Below are 19,111 nucleotides of genomic sequence, written 5' to 3' on the forward strand. Positions count from 1 at the left end.
TTTTTATAAAGTTTTCATAACAAGTGTAGAGGAATCAAATTTATGGTTAAATGTCCACGATGTGGGTATGAAAATGCACCCTCATCGATATATTGTGATAACTGTGCCTATCTTCTAGCTGACTCCGATGGAAATAGGATTAAAAATACTCGGCGGGACAGCAGCTGGAATATGGGTTTAGGTAAAAAAATTGTAATTATCTTAGGGATTATTATTATAGCGTTTTTATTATTCTCTTTTATTTATAATAATACCCAACCGACTTATCAGGATTCATTGAATGTCATTACTGATGATGGAAGTCATTTACAGTCATCTTCTTATCCTTACAAAGCTGTAATTAGTTATGAAGGTAGTTGGTACGCCGAAATGGGTGATCCTAATTACCTTGTAAAAGAGTCAGATTATGGAAATAAAACTTATACTCTTGACTGTGCCGCCTGGGATAGGATAGCACTTGACGTTCAAAAACAGGATTATGGTGAAGGGGAATTAAAAGTTCAGCTTTTAAGAAATGGTGAAGTTGTAGAAGAGCAATCAACTACAAATGCAACAGGCCGTATAGTAATAAACTATAACTATTAGAACTGGCTGAGCCTGTCTTCTAAAAGTCCAATCAGTTCTTCGGTTTTGTAGAGCCTGATTTCCTGTTCATCCTTGCCCTTGAAAACCTTGATGAAGTTGATAAGATCATTGCATAATTGGTCGTATTGGATACTTAGTGTGTTAAAGTTATTCAGTAGTCCGAATGCTTTTTCCTGGTCTAATTTTGGTTCGTCCCTTAAAATTCTTTCCATATTGGCGAAATGGGTTTCAATCATTATTTTATCTTGTTCTAACATGTTTTGGTATTCTTGAATCTTATTCTCGCTAGCCATATTTATCACTTGTTTTAATAATTTAAAAATTAAAATATAAATAGTTTCATTTATAAAAATTGGTATGATTAAAAAGGGGCATAAAGAATGATAAAAGTTGAAAATGTAAGTAAAGCTTATGAACTCGATGATGGAACAAAAATTACTGCACTTAAAGATGTTAGTTTTGAAGTAAAGGAAGGAGAAATACTTGGAATCATGGGTAAGAGTGGTTCCGGTAAAACTACACTCTTAAGGGCAATCAGAGGTGTTGAACACATTGACGCCGGTTCAATCAGTGTCGGTGATGCTAAAGTAACATCTGAATCCTCTCAATTTTACTATAATAACCTTAAAAAGGAAACAGCAATACACCTTCAAAGGTCTTTCGGAATCTGGCCGGACACAGTTCGTGAAAACGTGTTGCGTAAACTCTATGCCAGAAGATACTTCGATGAGGGAGACACCAACTTTGAAGTAGCCGAAAGCGAATTCGGTGAAGAGGCCGATGAGCTTCTGGAACTTGTCTCATTGACCCATAAGAAGGACCATTACGCATCTGTACTAAGTGGTGGTGAAAAGCAAAGACTCATCATGGCAAGGCAGCTTGCAAAACAGCCTAAGGCTTTACTTCTGGATGAACCTGCAACCATGGCATGCCCTAAAACAAAACAAGAGATATTGGATGCAGTCAAAAAGATCAATAAGGAATTGAATATTACTGTAATTGTCATTTCCCACTTGCCTGAAGTGCAAAAATACTTGGCTGACAGGGTTATTTTACTTGAAGACGGCGAAATAGTCGATGAGGGTTCACCCGAAAAGATCTGTGATGAGTTCATGGAAGGAATGGATGACATTGTGGATATTGAAAACGTCTCCACAGATGAGGATGTTATCCAGGCAAATGACATTTACAAGAGATTCTACCTCCTGACAGGCGGTGAGGTTCTCCAGATAGAGGATGTGAACTTTACCGTTCAAAAGAAAAATATATTAAGTATTATCGGACCTAGTGGTGCAGGTAAAACCGTTCTTTTAAGAATGCTCGGCGGTTTGGAAGACCCTGACAAGGGAGAGGTATTGTATAAGCTTGACGATGGAAACTGGGCAGATATTGACATTCCGGGTATGGGACGTATGGAAATCCGTTCAAAACTTGGTTTCATGCATCAGGAATTCGCCTTAAACCATTATGCAACAGTCTTAAATCAACTGGCCACCAGATTAGGTTATAAAAATTCAAACATCGTTAAAGAGGCACAGGAAAGAGCCAGAAAAATAGGCCTCAGCGATGAATTATTAGACTCATTCTATTTACTTACAGACTTGCCGGAAGTAGAGGCAAGGGACCGTCTAAAGCAAATTGGACTTGATGCAGATATCTTGGATGATCTGTTCCCTAGATTCCCTGAAACAGCAACCAAGGAAGCAGTTGCTGACATCTTTGAAAGCCTTGACTTGGACATGGACATTCTCCATAGGAAATCATATGAGCTTTCCGGTGGACAGAAAGTCCGTGTAATGCTTGCACTGATCTTGATTTCAAGGCCTAAATTCCTGTTGTTGGATGAGCCGTTCGGTGATTTGGACCCTGTCACATTGAGGGATGTGACAAACGCATTGAAAACAATCGCAAAGGATTATGGAATCACCATCGTGATGATTTCACACAACACCGACTTCATCAAGGAATTGTCCAACCGTGCAATATTCATGGATGACGGTAAGATTGTTGATGACAGCGAAAACATTGATGAGATTGTAGATAATTTCATTGACTTCTGTCATGCGGATTACTTGAAAGGGGAATAGCAATGTTTGAAGTGATTGCTGTACCTGTGGACGGTTCAGATTACGGTTATAAGGCAGCGGATGTTGCCATTGAAATAGCCAAAAAATTCAACTCCAAAATCGCAGCGGTGCATGTTCTTGAGGAATTCTCCTTTAACAGCTATGCTTCAGAGGAGGATTCAGGAGATGCGATTCTTGCAAAGATTACTGAAAAGGCAGGCAATGTTGGTGTTGAAGTTGTCGAGCACCTGCTCACTGCTGACCCATTAAGGGACATGAAGTTCATTATCGACCAGACCAGAGCTGATTTGGTAGTCATACATGCACATGGGGCCAATGATAAGCGTTTCGTTTCTTTTGAGGAAAATGAGGTTTCAGATACTCAAATAGGTTCCGTTTCAGAAAGACTCTTAAGGACTTCTGATGTTCCAGTATTATTGGTTAAATAATACTCTAAAACTTTTTTTTACTCTTTTTTATTGCTATATTTGTCTATTTTTTACTAAACCTTTAAATATAATAAAAAACTTACTATTCATAACATAAACTGTTTATATTAGGAGATAATTTTATGATTGTAAAAGATTGGTGCTCATTCTGTGGAGAATGTGCCGGAGTTTGTCCAAGAAATTTAATACAAGTAAGAGAATACGCATTAGTGTTTAATGACGATGACTGTAAAGATTGTGACACATGCATTAAAGCATGTCCAATTGATGCTTTAGAAAAAGAGGACTGATTAATATGATTGAAACTGATGTAATTGTAGTAGGTTCAGGACCTGCAGGATCCAGCGCAGCAAAACACGCTGCATTAGGCGGAGCAAAAGTTATTTTAATGGATAAGAAATCAGAAATTGGTGCACCAAAAAGATGTGCAGAAGGAGTTTCCATTCAAGGATTAGAAAAATTAGGAATCGAACCTTCTCCTCGCTGGGTAACCCAGGAAATCGAAGGTGTAAGATTACAGGCACCTGACGGAACCGACGTATGGTTAACCAAAGATGAAGTGCAATTGCCAGAAGCAGGTTACATTCTTGAAAGAAAAGTGTTCGATAAACACATGGCAATGGATGCTGCAAGAGCAGGTGCGGAAATCAAAATCAAAACATTAGTTACCGGCATTGAAAAAATCGACAACGGATACATTGTTGAAACCGAATGCATGGGAGAAAAGATTGACTACAAATGTAAAATCTTAATCGCAGCAGACGGTCCTGAAGGTCACGTTGCAAGATGGGCAGGATTAAGACCAGCTGCAAAACCAAAAGAAATGGAATCCGGTGTTCAATATGAAATGTGTAACGTTGAATTTGAAAGACCTGGAGTTATCGAATTCTACTTCGGTTCATGCGCACCTGGAGGATACGTATGGATTTTCCCTAAAGGTGATGACATTGCAAACGTAGGTTTAGCAATCTTACCTCACAAAGCTGAAAAAACCGCAAAAGAATACTTAGACGACTTTGTTGCTAAATCCCCTTACTTGAAAAACGCTCAAGCAGTGGAAATGAATGTAGGTGGAGACCCAGTCGGTGGAATGACCAAAAAACTTTACGATGACAACATCATGGTTGTTGGTGACGCTGCAGGTCAAGTAAACCCATTAACCGGTGGAGGAATCATCTCCGGTATGACTGGAGGAATGTGCGCAGGTCAAGTGGCAGCTCAAGCTATTAAAGAAGACTGCTCCAAAAAATTCTTGAAACAATATGACAAGATGGCTCACGAAGAGCTTGACCATGAAATCAAAAGATACAAAAAAGTTCAAGAATACTTACTCACATTATCTGATGATGAATTAGACAGCATTGCTCATGCATTTGAAGGAGAAAGCTTTGAAAAGATCTCAACCACTGAAATCGTTCAAAAATTAATTAAAATCTCTCCAAAAGCTTTACTCAAATTAGGTAAATTTATCTAGGTGTTGAAATTGATTTTAGTTACTGGAGGAGCAGGCTACATTGGTTCACACACCAACAAGGCATTGCACAATGCCGGCTATGACACTGTTGTTGTTGATAATCTCTGCAAGGGATATGAGAACTTTGTAAAATGGGGAAACTTCGAAAACTATGATTTTGGAAGCAAGGACATAAGGGAAGTCTTTGAAAAATATGACATTGATGGTGTCATTCACTTTGCCGCTTTTTCATCAGTAGCTGAATCAGTTGAACTTCCTCAAAAATACTTTAAAAACAATTACAAAAACACACTTAATCTTTTACAAATCATGAGGGAGTTTGGTGTAGATAAATTTATTCTATCATCCACCGCAGCGGTGTATGGAAATCCTGAAAAGGTGCCGATTACCGAAGATCAGGATTTAAAGCCGATTAATCCTTATGGACATTCCAAGTTCATCACCGAAAAGGCGCTTGAAAGGGAAGCTGCCAAAGGTGATTTCAATTATGTGTCCTTAAGATACTTCAATGCGGCAGGATGTGATTTTGACGGTGAGATTGGGGAATTGCATGACCCTGAAACTCACTTGATTCCTTTGATTTTAGATGCTGCAATCGGAAAAAGGGACAGCATTTCCATTTTCGGTACTGATTACGACACTCCGGACGGAACTTGCATTCGTGATTACATTCACGTAAATGACCTTGCCGATGCCCATATTAAGGCATATGAATACCTCTGCAATGAAGGCGAGTCAAATGTCTTCAACCTGGGAAACGGTGAAGGATATTCAGTTCGTGAAGTCATTGACATGTGCAAAAAAGTCACCGGTCGTGATTTTGAAGTAAAAATGGATGATCGCCGTGAAGGTGACCCTGCTGTTTTAATTGCAGACTCTACTAAGATTAAGGAAAAACTCGGATGGACTCCTCAATACAATCTGGAGCAGATTGTTGAGTCCGCATGGAAATGGCATGAGAAAATGAATATAATTTAGGTAATTTTCATGGATAATGAAAATCATGAATCAAAAATTGATGTTCGTATAATTGTCGATGGTTTGGATGTTGCACAGCTTGTTTCCAAGGCTGTGAACAATATTCAGCTTGAAAACGATTACAATATTATTGTTTCATCCATTATTCCTACCGTAGAGGTCAATATTGTTAAGAAAGTTGCCAGTGGCGCTGACATTCTGCTTATCGGTGGATACGGTCATGATGAAACATTCAATATTCTTTTTAATGAATTGAAAACTGATTTTAATCACATTGGATTGTTTGATTATAACAATATTATTGTTGAGGATGAGTCCATTGACTTTAGACTTGCTGAAAAGGAGATATTAAACTCAATAATAAAATCAACATTGTCTTATTCTTTAAATTTAATTAATATCCACACTTTGGAAAACAAGCTAATGAAGGTAACTCATAATTATAATAATTTACTTGATGATTACAATCAACTTATTAAGGAACAGGATGTGCTCACTCAGGAGAATAAGGAACTGCGTGAAGACCTTGATGAGGTCAGGTCTGATTTTTCAGCATTTAAGTTGCGCTATGATGATATCTACTCACGGGACATCCTGGAAATATTCAACCTGAACGACCTGTGGCAGGATGTTTTCCATCAGGAGCTGAATGATGAGGAGCGTGTTGTAATTGCCACAAACAAGTTCAAGCCTGAAAACATTATGGTTGGACAGGGTTTCATTGCAGCAGAATCAAGACAGAAGGCTATTGAGTGGTTAAACATTGTTAGAACCGCTTTAATCTTTGTCGATGACAATAGTGAGGATTTGAAAAAGGAACTGTCCTCAAATGAAGAATCCGTCCCTCCTGAAGTGAATGATGATTATGAAATTCCAAACAATTTTGAAAACTTTTGGGATTAAAACAATTATTATTTTATACTAGTTTAACAAAATTATTATTATACTATTTTATAAGGGAGTTATAGTACATGCAAGGTGAAATGGAAGACAAGTGTGGTATTGTTGGATTTCATTCTAAAGATGAATCTAAGGATGTTGCATCACTAATTTATTACTGTTTGTATGCTTTACAGCACAGAGGTCAAGAATCAGCAGGAATTGCTACTTTTAATCAAACCGTAGGTTTAAGTCATCACTGCGGTATGGGTTTGATAACTGATGTATTTGACAATGATTTGATTCAGAGTCTACCGGGTCACATGGCCGTTGGTCATGTGAGATACTCTACTACCGGCCAGTCAAAACTTGAAAATTCCCAACCGTTCGTAATCGATTTCGGTGATGGATTTATTGCAATGGCTCATAATGGAGATATTGTAAACTCTGACGAGTTAAGACAAGAGCTTATTGATGACGGATTTTATTTCAGATCAGATTCAGATTCAGAAGTAATCTGCTATTTGATTAAAAGAGAACATTACGATAACAAGAAAGACATTTTAGAAGCAATTGAAGATGTATGCAAAAGGCTTGTAGGGTCATATGCATTGACTATCCTTGTTGATGGTGAACTTTATGGTGTAAGGGATCCTATGGGAATCAAACCCCTTGCCATTGCGGAAAGGGACGGAGATTATATTGTAGCTTCAGAAACTGTTGCTTTTGATGTTATCAATGCCAAATACGTTAGGGATGTAGTGCCTGGTGAGGTCGTTTACTTTAAAAACGATGAAATAAACTCCCACATGTTGGAAAGTGCAGGAAAATGCAAGCTTTCACATTGTATGTTCGAATATGTTTACTTTGCAAGGCCTGACAGTACAATCGACGGCATCAATGTTTATGAAACCAGAATGAACATTGGTAAACAATTGCATGAACTATACCCTATTGACGCTGATGTTGTTATTCCAGTGCCTGACTCCTCAATTCCAGCGGCTATTGGATATTCCAGAGCTTCCGGAATCCCTTACGGTGAAGGATTAATCAAGAACAGGTATGTCGGAAGGACATTCATTATGCCAACCCAGGAAGAAAGGGAATTGGCGGTCAGACTTAAATTAAACCCTATCAAGGAAGCAATCAAGGGTAAAAAGATTATTCTAATAGATGACAGTATCGTTAGGGGTACCACTTCAAAACAATTACTTGATCTTGTTAAGGAAGCGGAACCTGCTGAAATTCACTTCCTAGTGGGTTGTCCTCCTGTAATGGCGCCTTGTTATTACGGTGTGGCAATGGCTACCAAAAAGGAATTGATTGCAGCAAACTACACTGTTGAGGAAATTCAAGAGCAACTTGACATTGACAGTTTAGGCTACATTACCTTGCCTGCATTGGTAAAGGCTATTGGAATGCCTAAGGAAAACCTATGCCTAGGTTGTTTGAATGAGGAATATCCTACTGAAATTCCTGACGGTCTTGAAGCTGAAACTTACTATAAACCTTAGATATTATGGTTGAGTTATTAGCTCCTGCTGGAAACTTCATATCATTGCGTGCTGTTCTTGAAAACGGTGCCGATGCGGTTTACTTTGGCCTTGATGACTATAATATGAGGGCCAATGCCAAAAACTTTTCCATTGATGATTTGAGTGAAGTTTCCCAAATTGCTAAAGAATATGGGGCTAAAACCTATTTATGCACTAATATTATTTTAAATGAGCGTTTGGCCAGTGAGCTTGACGCAAATCTTGAGTCAATTTCATCATCTGAAATTGACGGACTTATTTTATCTGACATCGGACTTATTGAGGATACGGTTTCACATGGTCTTGAGGCTCACATTAGCGTTCAGGAAAACGTTACCAATTCCTACACTCTCAAAACCCTTAAGAAATTAGGTGCAAAGCGTGCAATACTTTCACGCGAACTGTCCTTAAGGGAAATTACTGAAATCACCCAGAAATCACCTATTGAAACTGAAATATTCATTCATGGTGCAATATGCATGGCCATTTCCGGAAGATGCTTTTTAAGTTACGGATTATACGGCAGAAGCGCCAACTGCGGGGACTGCCTGCAGCCATGCCGCAAGAACTGGACATTGAAATATGAGGAAGGCGAAGACAATGTCATTAACTTCTCTGATGTTGAGGACGAATCATTTGTTATTACAGGAAGTGAAGATGGAAGCTACAGAACCAACTTCTTCTCACCTAAAGACATGTGCATGATTGAATACATTCCTGAACTGATGAAAAGTGGTGTTGCATCATTCAAGATAGAGGGAAGGGCACGAAGTCCGGATTATGGTGCAATGGTTACTGGGATTTACAGAGAGGCAATTGATGACTATGTAAAAGACCCGTTGAATTATAATGTTAAAAGTGAATGGATGGATGAGTTGACAAGTGTTTTCAACCGTGGTTTTGACACAAACTTTTACTTTAACACTCCATTTGAGATTAGCGAGGACAATCAATCCAAATACATTAAAAGAGACATTGGACAGGTCGTTAATTACTTCAATAAGGTAAAGGCGGCAGAACTCAGAATATGGGATGATTTGAAAATTGGAGATAAGATTATTATACAGGGCAGAACCACAGGATCTGTCACTCATACAATTGATTCAATGCAGATTGAAGGAAAATCTGTTGATTATGTTGATAAAGGTTGCAATGTTGCAATTGCAATGCTTACAAAAGTTCGTGAAAACGATTTTGTTTATAAGTTAGTTGAGAGGACTATTGATGATTAAGAAAATAGCTATTTATGGAAAAGGCGGAATAGGAAAGAGTACCACTGTGGCAAATCTATCAGCCGTATGGGGCAGTGAGGATTTGAACTGTCTGGTAATTGGATGTGATCCAAAGGCGGACACCACACGTACATTATATGGAAAAAGAATTCCAACTGTTGTAAACACATTGAAGAATAACAGGAATCCTGAAAAGGAGGACTTGGTTTTTACTGGTTTTAAGGATATTCAATGTGTTGAAAGCGGTGGGCCTGAACCTGGTGTCGGCTGTGCCGGACGTGGTGTTATCGTGGCCATGAAGCGCCTTGAAAAACTGGGCATTTTCGATGATGACTTGGATGTTGTCGTATATGACGTTTTAGGGGATGTTGTATGCGGCGGTTTTTCAGTGCCTTTGCGTGAAAAGTATGCTGATGAGGTATTGATTGTAACATCCGGTGAATATATGGCATTGTATGCTGCAAACAATATTGTTCGTGGTGTCAAGAAGCTCAAGGGAAACTTGAGCGGTATAGTGTGCAACTGCAGAAATGTCGACAATGAGGAGCAGATTGTTCATGACTTTGCCGAAAAGATAGGCACACATGTTATTGGTACTATCCATAGAAGTAATTTGATTCAAGATGCTGAATTAGATGCAAAAACCGTTGTAGAAAAATACCCTGAAAGTGCTGAAGCACAAGAATACCGAGACCTTGCTTCAAGCATTATGCATAATGAAAACATATCAACTCCGGAACCTATGGATGATGAGGAGTTCGAGGAATTTTTCAAGTCATACTTATAAAAATGTTATACGTAACCAAATATGACTCCCCATTGGGAAAGTTGCACATTGCAAGTGACGGCGAGGCAATCTGTCAGGTGTCATTTGACAGCATTGATGAGGACCATATTGTTTGTGACAATTTGACTATTTTTAATCAGGTAAAAAGATGGTTTGATGACTATTTCAAAGGATTAAATCCAAAAATAGGCTTTAAGCTGAATCCAAAAGGCAGTCAGTTCAGGATGAAGGTCTGGGAGATACTGTCTGAGATTCCATATGGCGAGACATTAACATATGGGGAAATCGCCTCAATGATTTCAGATAACATGGCGGCTCAGGCTGTTGGAGGTGCTGTTGGTGCAAATCCTATAGCCATCATAATACCCTGCCATAGGGTTTTGGGAAAGAACGGGAAACTGACAGGATATGCAGCAGGCTTGGACAGGAAAATAGAACTGTTGAAAATAGAAAATATCCTAAAGTGATTATATGATCAGGTTTCCATTAAGGGCATTTGCCTATGCATCTTTATTTTTGATAATTGTTTTTTTGAAGTTGTTCACGGACTGGGGCAATGACATTATAATTTCTATTTCAATAATCGCAGTGTTTCTGATACTCTTCACATACATTTTTAATACTGAGGGTCATTCCTCATTGAATGCAGCCATAATCATCACGGCATTCATAGGCCTTCCAATATTCATTCTGATGTATCTGGACATTCCAAATTCCCTACAAGGCGTTTGGGGAGGCATTCTGATGGCAATCACCGTCGTAATATTTGGAGTTCTTGCAATTTATACAATAGTTAAGCTTAATTTTGTAGAAGTTGAATATATTAATGATGATGAACGTTCAAGAAAATGAGAAGATATTCACCAAATCATTCCTTTTGATATTTATAGCATTGCTTTTCACAGCCCTTGTGATGTATGCGTTAATGTCAACTGTCACAGAATACGCCACATCAATGGGAACCACTGCAACAATAGCGGGACTGGTTTCAGGAATCTATATTTTCGGAGGATTATGCTCAAGAATCTATTCAGGTAATGCACTTTCAAGAAGCGGCTGGAAAAGGACTGCACTCATTTTCATGGGCATTCACTTTATCGCCTGCCTTCTCTATTTCATTGTCGACAGCGTGGAACTGCTTTTGATTGTCAGGTTCATACATGGGATAGGCTTTGGCGCATCAGCCAATGCGATAGTGACAATCGCATCTGAAATCCTTCCGAAAAGTCGTTTCGGAGAGGCATTCGGATATTTCATGCTTGGAACAACAATCGCCGTCGGATTGGGTCCGTATGTTGGTGGATTGGTGTATGATAATCTTCACTCAACAGGATGTTTTATGGTAGCATCAGTATTTTCCGCCATAGCCCTGATTGCAATGGTTCTTTTAAGGTTTGACGAGCCTGAACATGAAACCTCAAGCGATGAGCATTCCGGTCTGGAGAAGGTGTTTGAATATAATGCAATTCCCGTTTCACTTTTTACAGCACTCACAAGCCTCGGCTATGTTTCAATATTGTCATTTTACAGGCTGTATGCGGTGGAGGTTAACCTGGCCTCTGCATTTTCATGGTTCTTTATCATTTATTCAATAATTTTAATTGTTTCAAGGCCGATTGCAGGCAGAATCCAGGACAGGGGCGGCGATTTGATTATCTGTATTGTAGGAATCGTCGCACAAAGCATCGGACTCTTTCTTATAGCTGTTGCACCGTCAGGTCTGACAGTTTTCATCTGTGCAGTCTGTGCCGCTTTGGGTTTCGGAACACTCAACTCCGCCTGCACAACCATCGTTACACGAAATACTCCTCCAGAGCGCAGGTCATATGCAATCTCAACATTTTTCATATTCTGCGACGGCACAATGGGATTCGGACCGGCACTTCTTGGAAGCTTCGTTTCAGCCACAAGCGGTTATGCACCGGTTTATCTTATTTCATCAATAATCACTCTAATAGCATTGCCAATTGCAATATATGCTCTTAAAAGATAAGTTCATTTAGTGATTATCACATTTTTTTAGGTTAAATTTATTTAACTGGTTTTATAAATAGGTCTACATGGATTTGCCGTTAAATATAGTCATAGGTAATGTGATATCTTTAATCGCTGGAATTTTCATCATTATCAGCATGTGGGTCAATGACGAAAAGCAGGCATATAAACACCAGTTTCTAAACGCTTTCATTTTAATGATTTCTTCCATGTTTTTCTTTTCATGGACAGGCGTTGTCACAATGGCTATTGCGGCTTCACGTAACCTGATGGTCTATAAGGACAAATTAACATTCAGATGGACAGTGTTTTTCATAGTAATTTCAATCGTGTTGGGAGTGCTGGTAAATACGATGGGATTCGTTGGGCTATTGCCGATAATTGCAATCGTTCAAATCACATTGTGCAACTACTATTTAAAGACAATCAAAAAGATCAAAATAGGTTTCATTGTAAACAGTGCAATTTACATTGTTTATTTTCTAGCTATTTGGGATTTCGCATCAGCCGCAATCGAAAGCTTCACCGCCATGGTTGGAGTTGTTGCGCTGGCAAGACTTTTAATGTCAAAGGATAATGCTTAAGTGTTGTGATATCATGCAGACAGTTCTCACAGACGAAAAGGATGAAAGATTCATTAAACTTGTAGATGAGCTTGACAGGGGATACTATGAACGCATTGGTGAGGAACTCTCAAAGTATGATGACTACAATGAGTTTACAAAGCCACATGTTGTCCTGCTTGCAGTAATATCAAACGAGGCAGTGGCATGTGCAAGCTATCGTGTTTTTGATGAGGATACCGTTGAGTTCAAGCGTGTTTATGTTAAAAAGGAATTCAGAAAAAAGGGAATTGCCTATACTCTCATCAGACAATTGGAAAAACGGGTCATAAACGATAACTTTAAATATTCAATCATTGTAACCGGAGCCAATAACAATCCTGCCATCATGCTATATGAAAAACTGGATTATCACTTGACTGACAGTTTCGGCCAGTTTGTTGATGATGAAAGTGTAATATGCATGAAAAAGGAGTTTTAGCTTAGAGAAAATTTTTTTTATTTGCAAAAACAAATAAGTAACCATGAAGAAACTTGCAATTTTTGATTTTGACGGAACAATAATGGATTCCGTTCACGATGTCGTTATACTTTTAAACAAGGCTCTCACAATGTATGATTTTCCAACACTGACAAGCGACGAATACGTCAAGTACCTGGGAGGAAACATTGACGAGATTGTAGCGCTTGTTCTTGAGGACAACTACACTCCCGAAAATGTCAAGATGGTAAAAGACACTTACCTTGACATGTATTATGCATCACCAAAGGAAAACACCATACCATTCCCGAAAAGCGTGGAAATATTAGAGAAATTGCAGGATATGGGAGTTATGATTGGAATCAACTCAAACAGATTCACCGATTCAATCGAAACCTTTGTCGAGAAGTTCTACAGCGACATTGACTTTTTCATGATAATGGGACATGACTTTGACTACCCCTCAAAACCTGATCCTCACGCCGTCTTGAAGATGATTGAAAAGGCTGATATCAGTCTGGATGATGCAATATACATCGGTGACTCCGGCACTGACATTCAAACCGCAAAAAATGCGGGAATCGATTGCGTTATCGTCAGATGGGGATACGGCAATGAGAAGGACTGGGAAAACGATTACATTCTTGAAGCTATCGATGACTTTGATGAAATAATTAAATATTTCTAGGTATATAAATCAAAGTATGTTATTCGTACAGTACCCTAAATGTTCAACATGCAAAAAAGCCAAAAACTGGCTGGATGAACACAATATTGAATATGAGTCAAGACACATTGTAGAGGACAATCCACAAGCGGATGAAATTGAAGCATGGTATAATAAATCAGGCTTACCTCTTAAAAGATTTTTCAACACCAGCGGTAAAATATATCGTGAAAACAAAATAAAGGACAAGCTTCCCGACATGAGCGAACAGGAACAGTTTGAATTGCTTGCAACTAATGGAATGCTTGTTAAACGCCCAATCGTTGTTGGCGACGACTTTGTTCTAGTCGGCTTTAAACAAAAGGAATGGGAAGAAAAATTGCTTTAATCTTTTTGAGGGATTGTTGTGGATTTTAAGCAAATCATCAAGACAAGAAAAAGTTTCAGAACTTTCAACGAAGAGAAAATATCAAAAAATGACATCAATAAACTTTTAGAATATATTCAAACAATCAAAAACCCTTACGGGATTCCAGTCAACTTTTACATACGTGACTGTGAGGAGTGCGGTCTTTCAAGCCCTGTCATTGAGGGTGAAAATGAATATGTCATCGCAACAGTGCCTGATGTGGAGCACTGCGAGGAGGCCTTCGGATACTCCTTTGAAATGATGGTATTATACGCATGGAGCCTTGGAATCGGAACCACATGGATTGGAGGCACACTGGACAGGAAAGTCTTTGAGAATGCCATTGACTTGAACGATGACGAGTTGATGATGATAGTTTCCCCATTGGGATATCCGTCAGATGATCATTCCAAAGTGGACAAGAAATTAAGGCAAATGGTTCAGGGAGATGAGAGATTTCCAGCAACCGAGCTATTCTTCGATGGTGATTTCAACACTCCATTGATTTCAAGTGATGAATGTCTTGAAGCGGTCAGATGGGCACCATCAGCTGCAAACAGACAGCCTTGGAGAGTCGTAAAGCAGGATAATAAGTATCATTTCTATGTGAGGCACACTGAAGGATATTCATCAGGTGTCAGTTGGCAGGTTCAAAAAATCGATTTGGGAATTGCAATCTGTCATTTCATGTGTGTAACCGATGGCGAGTTCAGCATTGATAATCCGGGAATTGAAGCTGATGACCACACTGAATACATTGCCACAATTACATGTGAATGAATTAGGTTTAATTTTAAAATTGGGGTTTTGAATTAAACCCTAAAAACACTTTTTTTCAATAACTTTAAAAAATAAGACAATCAAAGTTAATAGTGTATAAAATATTTTAGGGGACAAAATATTGTTAGATATAAAATTATTCAGAGAAAATCCAGAAATAATCATAGACTCTGAAAAGAAGAGATTTAGAGACACAGAAAACGTTGAAAAGGTAATAGAATACGACACCTTATGGAGAGAAGGTGAAAGAAAACTCAACTCTTTAAGATCAGAGAAGAATAAATTATCAAAATCATTCAAGAAAGCTAAAGAAGAAGGCAACTTGGAAGAAGTCATTTCAAGATCAAAAGAAGTTGCATCTGAAATCAAGGAATTGACCGCTAAAAACGCAGAATACCTCAAGCTTCGTGATGACTACAGGTACAAGGTTGGAAACATCATCGATGAGGATGTTCCAGTCTCAGATACCGAAGACGACAATGTGGTTGTGAGAACCTACGGTGAAATTCCTGAATATGACTTTGAGCTTTTAAACCATGTTGATTTAATCAACAAGATTGATGGAGCAGACCTTGAAACTGCAGCAAGCATTGCAGGAGCAAGATTCTACTACCTCAAACGTGACATTTTACATTTAAACTTAGCATTGATTCAATTCGCATTATCAGAACTTGAAAAAGAAGGTTACATTCCAATGCAAACACCATTCTTTGTAAAAGGTGAAGTTGCAGCGGAAACCTCCGAGCTCGGTGAATTTGAAGAGACATTATACAAGGTTGAAAACGAGGACATGTACCTTATTGCAACCGCTGAACAAACTTTAGCTGCTCTTCACAGGGATGAAATCATAAGTCCTGATGAATTGCCGTTAAGATACTGTGCATTATCAACCTGCTTTAGAAAAGAGGCAGGGTCTCACGGAAAAGACACATTAGGTATTTTCAGGGTTCACCAGTTTGAGAAAATCGAGCAGTTCATCTACTCAACACCTGAAGATTCAAGAAACCAGCATGACCATCTGATGGAAGTCACAGAAAGGATTTACCAGAAATTAGGCCTTCCATATCAAATCATTGCTATCGTGTCATCTGCATTGAATGACAATGCAGCTATCAAATACGATTTGGAAGCATGGTTCCCAGGTTCCGGTGCATTCAGGGAATTGGTATCATGTACCAACTGTAAAGACTACCAGGCTCGTAAGACCAAGACTCGTGTAGGTAGAGCAGGTTCTGGAGATGCTCAAACATTACACACATTAAACAGTACAGCTATTGCAACTGAAAGAACAATGTGCTGTATTTTGGAAAACTATCAGCAGGCTGACGGTAGTGTTAAAGTTCCTGAAGTGTTAGTCCCTTACATGAATGGAAAAACAGTTATCGAAGCTAAAAAATAGTTTTATTTTAAATTATGGAGATTTATCTCCAAATATATCCTTTTTTTATTATTATTTTTTTTTTATATCTGGTTTTTTTAAAAAAAGTTTAAAAAAGTTTATTTTATGAAAATAAACTTCTTTATTTGATTATTCTTTAGGTTGTGGCAGGTATGGTGTTATTGCCTCAACGAGTCTGCTTAGTGGCATGCTTTGAATCCAGACTCTTCCGGGTCCGGTCAATGTAGCGAAGAACAGTCCTTCACCACCGAACAGCATGTTTTTTGCACCTTTAACCCTTTGAATGTCAAAGTCAACGGTCTCTTCCATTGCAGCAACGTGACCTTGGTCGATAATCAGCTTTTCACCTGGTGCAAGGTCCTTTTCGATAACGTCTCCGTCAATTTCCAAGAAAAGCATTCCTTCTCCGGTGAACTTTTGAAGAATGAATCCTTCTCCACCGAATATTCCTGCACCGAGTTTTTTTCTGAAGTGCATTTGAATGTCAACACCTTTTTCGGATGTTAAGAATGCGTTTTTCTGACCGATAATGGAATTTGATCCGTTCAGTCTTATTGGGAGAATTTTTCCAGGATAGCATGATGCGAATCCTATTTCTGCACCGTCTTCTTGTGCTGTAAAGAAACTTAAGAATATTGTGTCTCCGGATAATGCTCTTCCAAGTCCTTTTAGAAGTCCTCCTCCTGTATTTGTATCCATTTTCATGTTTGAGCTCATGAATGCCATGGCTCCTGTCTCATCAACCATTGTTTCGCCTTTCTGCAATTTGCAGATTACTATTGGAAATGCTCCTCCGCGAATTTCATATTCCATGATATCACCTAATTAATTATTGAATTTTTATATTATATAGATATTCACCTATTATTTGTAATTTTGTTAATTCATTGTATGGATTTAATATAAATAGTTTTTTTAAGCATTAAATTCAATATAATTAATTAATAAGTTATATGGGGATTAAAATGAAAACAATTGTAATTAATGCAAGTCCAAGAAGAAAATGGAACACCGCACAAATCATGAAGGAAGCCGCTAAAGGTGCAGAGTCAGCCGGTGCTGAAGTTGAATACGTTGATTTATATAAACTTGATTTACATGGCTGCATGAGTTGTCTTGTATGTAAGAGAGAGGATAAGGAACGTTGCAAATGCTACTGGAAGGATGAACTGTCTCCTCTAATCGAAAGGATACTTGATGCTGATACATTATTAATCGGCTCTCCGATATACTTCAATGAGCCTACAAGCCACTACCGTGCACTGATGGAAAGACTGATATTCTGCATATTGTCCTACGACGGTTTCGGGTCATACTTTGAGGGCAAGGTAAATGTCGGATTGTTCTTTACAATGAACGCTCCTGAAGACTACTATGAGACAATGATGGAGGATTATCTCCAGTCATCATCCCAGGTTTTCAACATGCTCAACGGAGAGGTCAAAATCTATCCGGTATTCAATACATTGCAGGTCAATGACTACTCCAAGTATGCAATGGGAGCATTCAATGAGGAGGATAAGAAACGTAGTCGTGAAAAGCAATTCCCAGTTGACTTAAAAGAAGCCTTTAAAATAGGTGCGGAGCTATCCAAATGAAGACAATTGTCATTAATGCAAGTCCAAGAAAGAAATGGAACACTGCTGAGATAATGCAGGCAGCACAAAAGGGTGCAGAGTCAGCAGGTGCCGAAACAGAATACTTCAACCTCTATGACTTGGTGTTCAAGGGTTGCAGGAGCTGTCTTGCATGCAAGCTGAAAGAAAAGACCAAGGGTAAATGCTACTGGAACGATGACCTGACAAAGGTAATCGATAAGATTCTTGATGCGGATTGCCTCTTGATAGGCTCACCGATTTACTTCGGCCAGCCGACAAGCGAATTCAGGGCACTGGTTGAAAGGCTGATTTTCTGCATAATGTCATATGATGACGGTTCAAGCTATTTCACCGGAAAGGTCAATGTGGGAATATTCTACACAATGAACGCTCCACTGGACTTTTATGAACAGTCAATGAAGGACAGCCTGTCCAGCACAGAATTTTTATTCTCATTCTTAAACGGTCAGATTGTAACCTATCCTGTTTGCGATACCATCCAGGTCAGCGACTATTCCAAATTCAACATGGCAGGGTTTTCACAGGAAGCAAAGGAAAAGCAATGGATCCTGCAGTTCCCAAAAGACCTTGAAAAGGCATTTGAAATCGGAGCGGAGCTAAGCAAATGAAAGCGGTTGTCATTAATGCAGGTCCCAAAAGAAGGGACCATAACGCACAGCTTGCAAAATCATCTTTAAAGGGTGCCGAATCCACAGGGGCTGAAGTTGAATATGTTGATTTATATTCCCTTGATTTGTGCGGATGCATGAACTGTACAATCTGCAAGAAAGAGGAAAAAGTCGGCAAGTGCTACTGGAAGGATGAGGTTTCACCATTGATTGAAAGGATTCTTGATGCTGATTGTCTTTTGATTACAGTGCCAATCTTTTTCACTGAACCCACCAGCCATTACAGGGCATTGATTGAGAGACTGGTTTATTGCATAGTCTCCTATAAGACAGGTAACACATTTAAGGGCAAGATCAATGTGGGATTGTTCTACACACTGAATTATTCTGTGGAATATTTTGAAAAGTCCGTAAGGCCTAACCTTAAATCATCAGAAGGTCTGCTTGAGATGTTCAACGGGGAAGTTCAGATTCACTCATTCAGAAGCATTACCAAAAGGGAGTCTGAGGAATCCGATGAACTTGATGAAAAGGAAAAACTTTTTTCAGCTGATTTGGATAAAGTTTTTGAAATCAGCGCTGAATTATGCAAATAATTTGGTCAT

24 protein-coding genes are annotated in these 19,111 nt (G+C 38.8%); 22 read left to right on the forward strand and 2 right to left on the reverse strand.

Annotation, left to right across the window (positions count from 1 at the left end; genetic code table 11):
- The first annotated feature begins 42 nt into the window (after positions 1 to 42).
- Entirely contained in the window at positions 43 to 585 is a 543-nt protein-coding gene (locus E7Z78_RS05495) for a zinc ribbon domain-containing protein (protein ID WP_303724175.1), read from the forward strand.
- Here E7Z78_RS05495 and E7Z78_RS05500 read toward each other — a convergent pair.
- Positions 582 to 878: a hypothetical protein gene (locus E7Z78_RS05500; protein WP_303724176.1), complete on the reverse strand. Its 297-nt coding sequence runs from the start codon at positions 876 to 878 to the stop codon at positions 582 to 584. The genes E7Z78_RS05495 and E7Z78_RS05500 overlap by 4 nt on opposite strands.
- An 87-nt stretch (positions 879 to 965) precedes the next feature.
- Between E7Z78_RS05500 and E7Z78_RS05505 the strand changes: the two genes are divergently transcribed.
- The 18 genes from E7Z78_RS05505 to serS all read left to right on the forward strand — a co-directional run bounded on the left by E7Z78_RS05505 (position 966) and on the right by serS (position 16,279).
- Positions 966 to 2,672: an ATP-binding cassette domain-containing protein gene (locus E7Z78_RS05505; RefSeq protein ID WP_303724177.1), complete on the forward strand. Its 1,707-nt coding sequence runs from the start codon at positions 966 to 968 to the stop codon at positions 2,670 to 2,672.
- Positions 2,673 to 2,674: 2 nt separating this feature from the next.
- Positions 2,675 to 3,100: a universal stress protein gene (locus E7Z78_RS05510; RefSeq protein WP_303724178.1), complete on the forward strand. Its 426-nt coding sequence runs from the start codon at positions 2,675 to 2,677 to the stop codon at positions 3,098 to 3,100.
- A gap of 122 nt (positions 3,101 to 3,222) precedes the next feature.
- Positions 3,223 to 3,390: a 4Fe-4S binding protein gene (locus E7Z78_RS05515; protein WP_292609466.1), complete on the forward strand. Its 168-nt coding sequence runs from the start codon at positions 3,223 to 3,225 to the stop codon at positions 3,388 to 3,390.
- 5 nt (positions 3,391 to 3,395) lie between these two features.
- A complete protein-coding gene (locus E7Z78_RS05520) occupies positions 3,396 to 4,574 on the forward strand; it encodes an NAD(P)/FAD-dependent oxidoreductase (RefSeq protein ID WP_303724179.1) in 1,179 nt (392 codons plus the stop codon).
- A 9-nt stretch (positions 4,575 to 4,583) separates the two neighbouring features.
- The gene (galE, locus tag E7Z78_RS05525) at positions 4,584 to 5,552 is read left to right on the forward strand and encodes a UDP-glucose 4-epimerase GalE (RefSeq protein WP_303724180.1); all 969 of its coding nucleotides are present in this window, start codon (positions 4,584 to 4,586) and stop codon (positions 5,550 to 5,552) included.
- A 9-nt stretch (positions 5,553 to 5,561) separates the two neighbouring features.
- Positions 5,562 to 6,455, forward strand: coding sequence for a hypothetical protein (locus tag E7Z78_RS05530; protein ID WP_303724181.1), 894 nt, complete (start codon positions 5,562 to 5,564; stop codon positions 6,453 to 6,455).
- A gap of 68 nt (positions 6,456 to 6,523) precedes the next feature.
- Positions 6,524 to 7,945: an amidophosphoribosyltransferase gene (purF, locus tag E7Z78_RS05535; RefSeq protein ID WP_303724182.1), complete on the forward strand. Its 1,422-nt coding sequence runs from the start codon at positions 6,524 to 6,526 to the stop codon at positions 7,943 to 7,945.
- A gap of 5 nt (positions 7,946 to 7,950) precedes the next feature.
- Complete coding sequence (locus E7Z78_RS05540; protein WP_303724183.1) at positions 7,951 to 9,198, forward strand: peptidase U32 family protein; 1,248 nt, start codon at positions 7,951 to 7,953, stop codon at positions 9,196 to 9,198.
- The gene (gene cfbC, locus E7Z78_RS05545; RefSeq protein WP_292742273.1) at positions 9,191 to 9,985 is read left to right on the forward strand and encodes a Ni-sirohydrochlorin a,c-diamide reductive cyclase ATP-dependent reductase subunit; all 795 of its coding nucleotides are present in this window, start codon (positions 9,191 to 9,193) and stop codon (positions 9,983 to 9,985) included. Before E7Z78_RS05540 ends, cfbC begins: the two co-directional genes overlap by 8 nt.
- A gap of 2 nt (positions 9,986 to 9,987) precedes the next feature.
- Entirely contained in the window at positions 9,988 to 10,452 is a 465-nt protein-coding gene (locus E7Z78_RS05550) for a methylated-DNA--[protein]-cysteine S-methyltransferase (RefSeq protein WP_292742272.1), read from the forward strand.
- A 64-nt stretch (positions 10,453 to 10,516) separates the two neighbouring features.
- Positions 10,517 to 10,837 (forward strand): hypothetical protein, encoded by a 321-nt coding sequence (locus tag E7Z78_RS05555; RefSeq protein ID WP_292742271.1) that lies wholly within the window; start codon positions 10,517 to 10,519, stop codon positions 10,835 to 10,837.
- Positions 10,812 to 11,978, forward strand: a complete 1,167-nt coding sequence (locus E7Z78_RS05560; protein WP_303724184.1) for an MFS transporter — start codon at positions 10,812 to 10,814, stop codon at positions 11,976 to 11,978. Before E7Z78_RS05555 ends, E7Z78_RS05560 begins: the two co-directional genes overlap by 26 nt.
- Before the next feature lie 67 nt (positions 11,979 to 12,045).
- A complete protein-coding gene (locus E7Z78_RS05565; RefSeq protein WP_303724185.1) occupies positions 12,046 to 12,564 on the forward strand; it encodes a YgjV family protein in 519 nt (172 codons plus the stop codon).
- 13 nt (positions 12,565 to 12,577) lie between these two features.
- A complete protein-coding gene (locus E7Z78_RS05570) occupies positions 12,578 to 13,024 on the forward strand; it encodes a GNAT family N-acetyltransferase (RefSeq protein ID WP_303724186.1) in 447 nt (148 codons plus the stop codon).
- Between the two features lie 43 nt (positions 13,025 to 13,067).
- On the forward strand, positions 13,068 to 13,712 hold the full coding sequence (locus tag E7Z78_RS05575) for an HAD family hydrolase (RefSeq protein WP_292742269.1): 645 nt from the start codon (positions 13,068 to 13,070) through the stop codon (positions 13,710 to 13,712).
- Between the two features lie 16 nt (positions 13,713 to 13,728).
- Entirely contained in the window at positions 13,729 to 14,079 is a 351-nt protein-coding gene (locus E7Z78_RS05580; RefSeq protein WP_292742268.1) for an arsenate reductase family protein, read from the forward strand.
- Between the two features lie 18 nt (positions 14,080 to 14,097).
- Positions 14,098 to 14,880, forward strand: a complete 783-nt coding sequence (locus E7Z78_RS05585) for a nitroreductase family protein (RefSeq protein ID WP_292742267.1) — start codon at positions 14,098 to 14,100, stop codon at positions 14,878 to 14,880.
- A 121-nt stretch (positions 14,881 to 15,001) separates the two neighbouring features.
- Positions 15,002 to 16,279, forward strand: coding sequence for a serine--tRNA ligase (serS, locus tag E7Z78_RS05590; protein ID WP_292742266.1), 1,278 nt, complete (start codon positions 15,002 to 15,004; stop codon positions 16,277 to 16,279).
- Positions 16,280 to 16,408: 129 nt separating this feature from the next.
- On the opposite strand, the gene E7Z78_RS05595 is transcribed toward serS, so the two are convergent.
- Positions 16,409 to 17,092, reverse strand: coding sequence for a TIGR00266 family protein (locus E7Z78_RS05595; RefSeq protein WP_292742241.1), 684 nt, complete (start codon positions 17,090 to 17,092; stop codon positions 16,409 to 16,411).
- A 152-nt stretch (positions 17,093 to 17,244) separates the two neighbouring features.
- Between E7Z78_RS05595 and E7Z78_RS05600 the strand changes: the two genes are divergently transcribed.
- Genes E7Z78_RS05600 through E7Z78_RS05610 form a run of 3 tightly spaced genes read left to right on the forward strand, consistent with a single transcriptional unit; the run spans position 17,245 to position 19,102 of the window.
- Entirely contained in the window at positions 17,245 to 17,877 is a 633-nt protein-coding gene (locus E7Z78_RS05600; RefSeq protein ID WP_303724187.1) for a flavodoxin family protein, read from the forward strand.
- Positions 17,874 to 18,506 carry a flavodoxin family protein gene (locus E7Z78_RS05605; RefSeq protein WP_292742265.1) on the forward strand — a complete coding sequence of 211 codons (633 nt, stop codon included), beginning with the start codon at positions 17,874 to 17,876 and terminating at the stop codon, positions 18,504 to 18,506. The genes E7Z78_RS05600 and E7Z78_RS05605 overlap by 4 nt, the downstream gene beginning before the upstream one ends.
- Positions 18,503 to 19,102: a flavodoxin family protein gene (locus tag E7Z78_RS05610; RefSeq protein ID WP_292742264.1), complete on the forward strand. Its 600-nt coding sequence runs from the start codon at positions 18,503 to 18,505 to the stop codon at positions 19,100 to 19,102. Before E7Z78_RS05605 ends, E7Z78_RS05610 begins: the two co-directional genes overlap by 4 nt.
- Positions 19,103 to 19,111: the final 9 nt, after the last annotated feature.

The organism is Methanobrevibacter thaueri (genome assembly GCF_015062915.1).
Lineage (GTDB): Archaea > Methanobacteriota > Methanobacteria > Methanobacteriales > Methanobacteriaceae > Methanocatella > Methanocatella thaueri_B.

What these genes read in the sequence shown, in the direction of transcription:
- cfbC (WP_292742273.1), top strand. Translation starts at nt 9,191, where the DNA reads ATGATTAAGAAAATAGCTATTTATGGAAAAGGCGGAATAGGAAAGAGT.
- E7Z78_RS05520 (WP_303724179.1), top strand. Translation starts at nt 3,396, where the DNA reads ATGATTGAAACTGATGTAATTGTAGTAGGTTCAGGACCTGCAGGATCC.
- E7Z78_RS05575 (WP_292742269.1), top strand. Translation starts at nt 13,068, where the DNA reads ATGAAGAAACTTGCAATTTTTGATTTTGACGGAACAATAATGGATTCC.
- E7Z78_RS05600 (WP_303724187.1), top strand. Translation starts at nt 17,245, where the DNA reads ATGAAAACAATTGTAATTAATGCAAGTCCAAGAAGAAAATGGAACACC.
- purF (WP_303724182.1), top strand. Translation starts at nt 6,524, where the DNA reads ATGCAAGGTGAAATGGAAGACAAGTGTGGTATTGTTGGATTTCATTCT.
- E7Z78_RS05610 (WP_292742264.1), top strand. Translation starts at nt 18,503, where the DNA reads ATGAAAGCGGTTGTCATTAATGCAGGTCCCAAAAGAAGGGACCATAAC.
- E7Z78_RS05510 (WP_303724178.1), top strand. Translation starts at nt 2,675, where the DNA reads ATGTTTGAAGTGATTGCTGTACCTGTGGACGGTTCAGATTACGGTTAT.
- E7Z78_RS05595 (WP_292742241.1), bottom strand. Translation starts at nt 17,092, where the DNA reads ATGGAATATGAAATTCGCGGAGGAGCATTTCCAATAGTAATCTGCAAA.
- E7Z78_RS05565 (WP_303724185.1), top strand. Translation starts at nt 12,046, where the DNA reads ATGGATTTGCCGTTAAATATAGTCATAGGTAATGTGATATCTTTAATC.
- E7Z78_RS05570 (WP_303724186.1), top strand. Translation starts at nt 12,578, where the DNA reads ATGCAGACAGTTCTCACAGACGAAAAGGATGAAAGATTCATTAAACTT.
- E7Z78_RS05540 (WP_303724183.1), top strand. Translation starts at nt 7,951, where the DNA reads ATGGTTGAGTTATTAGCTCCTGCTGGAAACTTCATATCATTGCGTGCT.
- E7Z78_RS05495 (WP_303724175.1), top strand. Translation starts at nt 43, where the DNA reads ATGGTTAAATGTCCACGATGTGGGTATGAAAATGCACCCTCATCGATA.
- E7Z78_RS05505 (WP_303724177.1), top strand. Translation starts at nt 966, where the DNA reads ATGATAAAAGTTGAAAATGTAAGTAAAGCTTATGAACTCGATGATGGA.
- E7Z78_RS05530 (WP_303724181.1), top strand. Translation starts at nt 5,562, where the DNA reads ATGGATAATGAAAATCATGAATCAAAAATTGATGTTCGTATAATTGTC.
- E7Z78_RS05560 (WP_303724184.1), top strand. Translation starts at nt 10,812, where the DNA reads ATGATGATGAACGTTCAAGAAAATGAGAAGATATTCACCAAATCATTC.
- E7Z78_RS05550 (WP_292742272.1), top strand. Translation starts at nt 9,988, where the DNA reads ATGTTATACGTAACCAAATATGACTCCCCATTGGGAAAGTTGCACATT.
- E7Z78_RS05605 (WP_292742265.1), top strand. Translation starts at nt 17,874, where the DNA reads ATGAAGACAATTGTCATTAATGCAAGTCCAAGAAAGAAATGGAACACT.
- E7Z78_RS05515 (WP_292609466.1), top strand. Translation starts at nt 3,223, where the DNA reads ATGATTGTAAAAGATTGGTGCTCATTCTGTGGAGAATGTGCCGGAGTT.
- E7Z78_RS05500 (WP_303724176.1), bottom strand. Translation starts at nt 878, where the DNA reads ATGGCTAGCGAGAATAAGATTCAAGAATACCAAAACATGTTAGAACAA.
- E7Z78_RS05580 (WP_292742268.1), top strand. Translation starts at nt 13,729, where the DNA reads ATGTTATTCGTACAGTACCCTAAATGTTCAACATGCAAAAAAGCCAAA.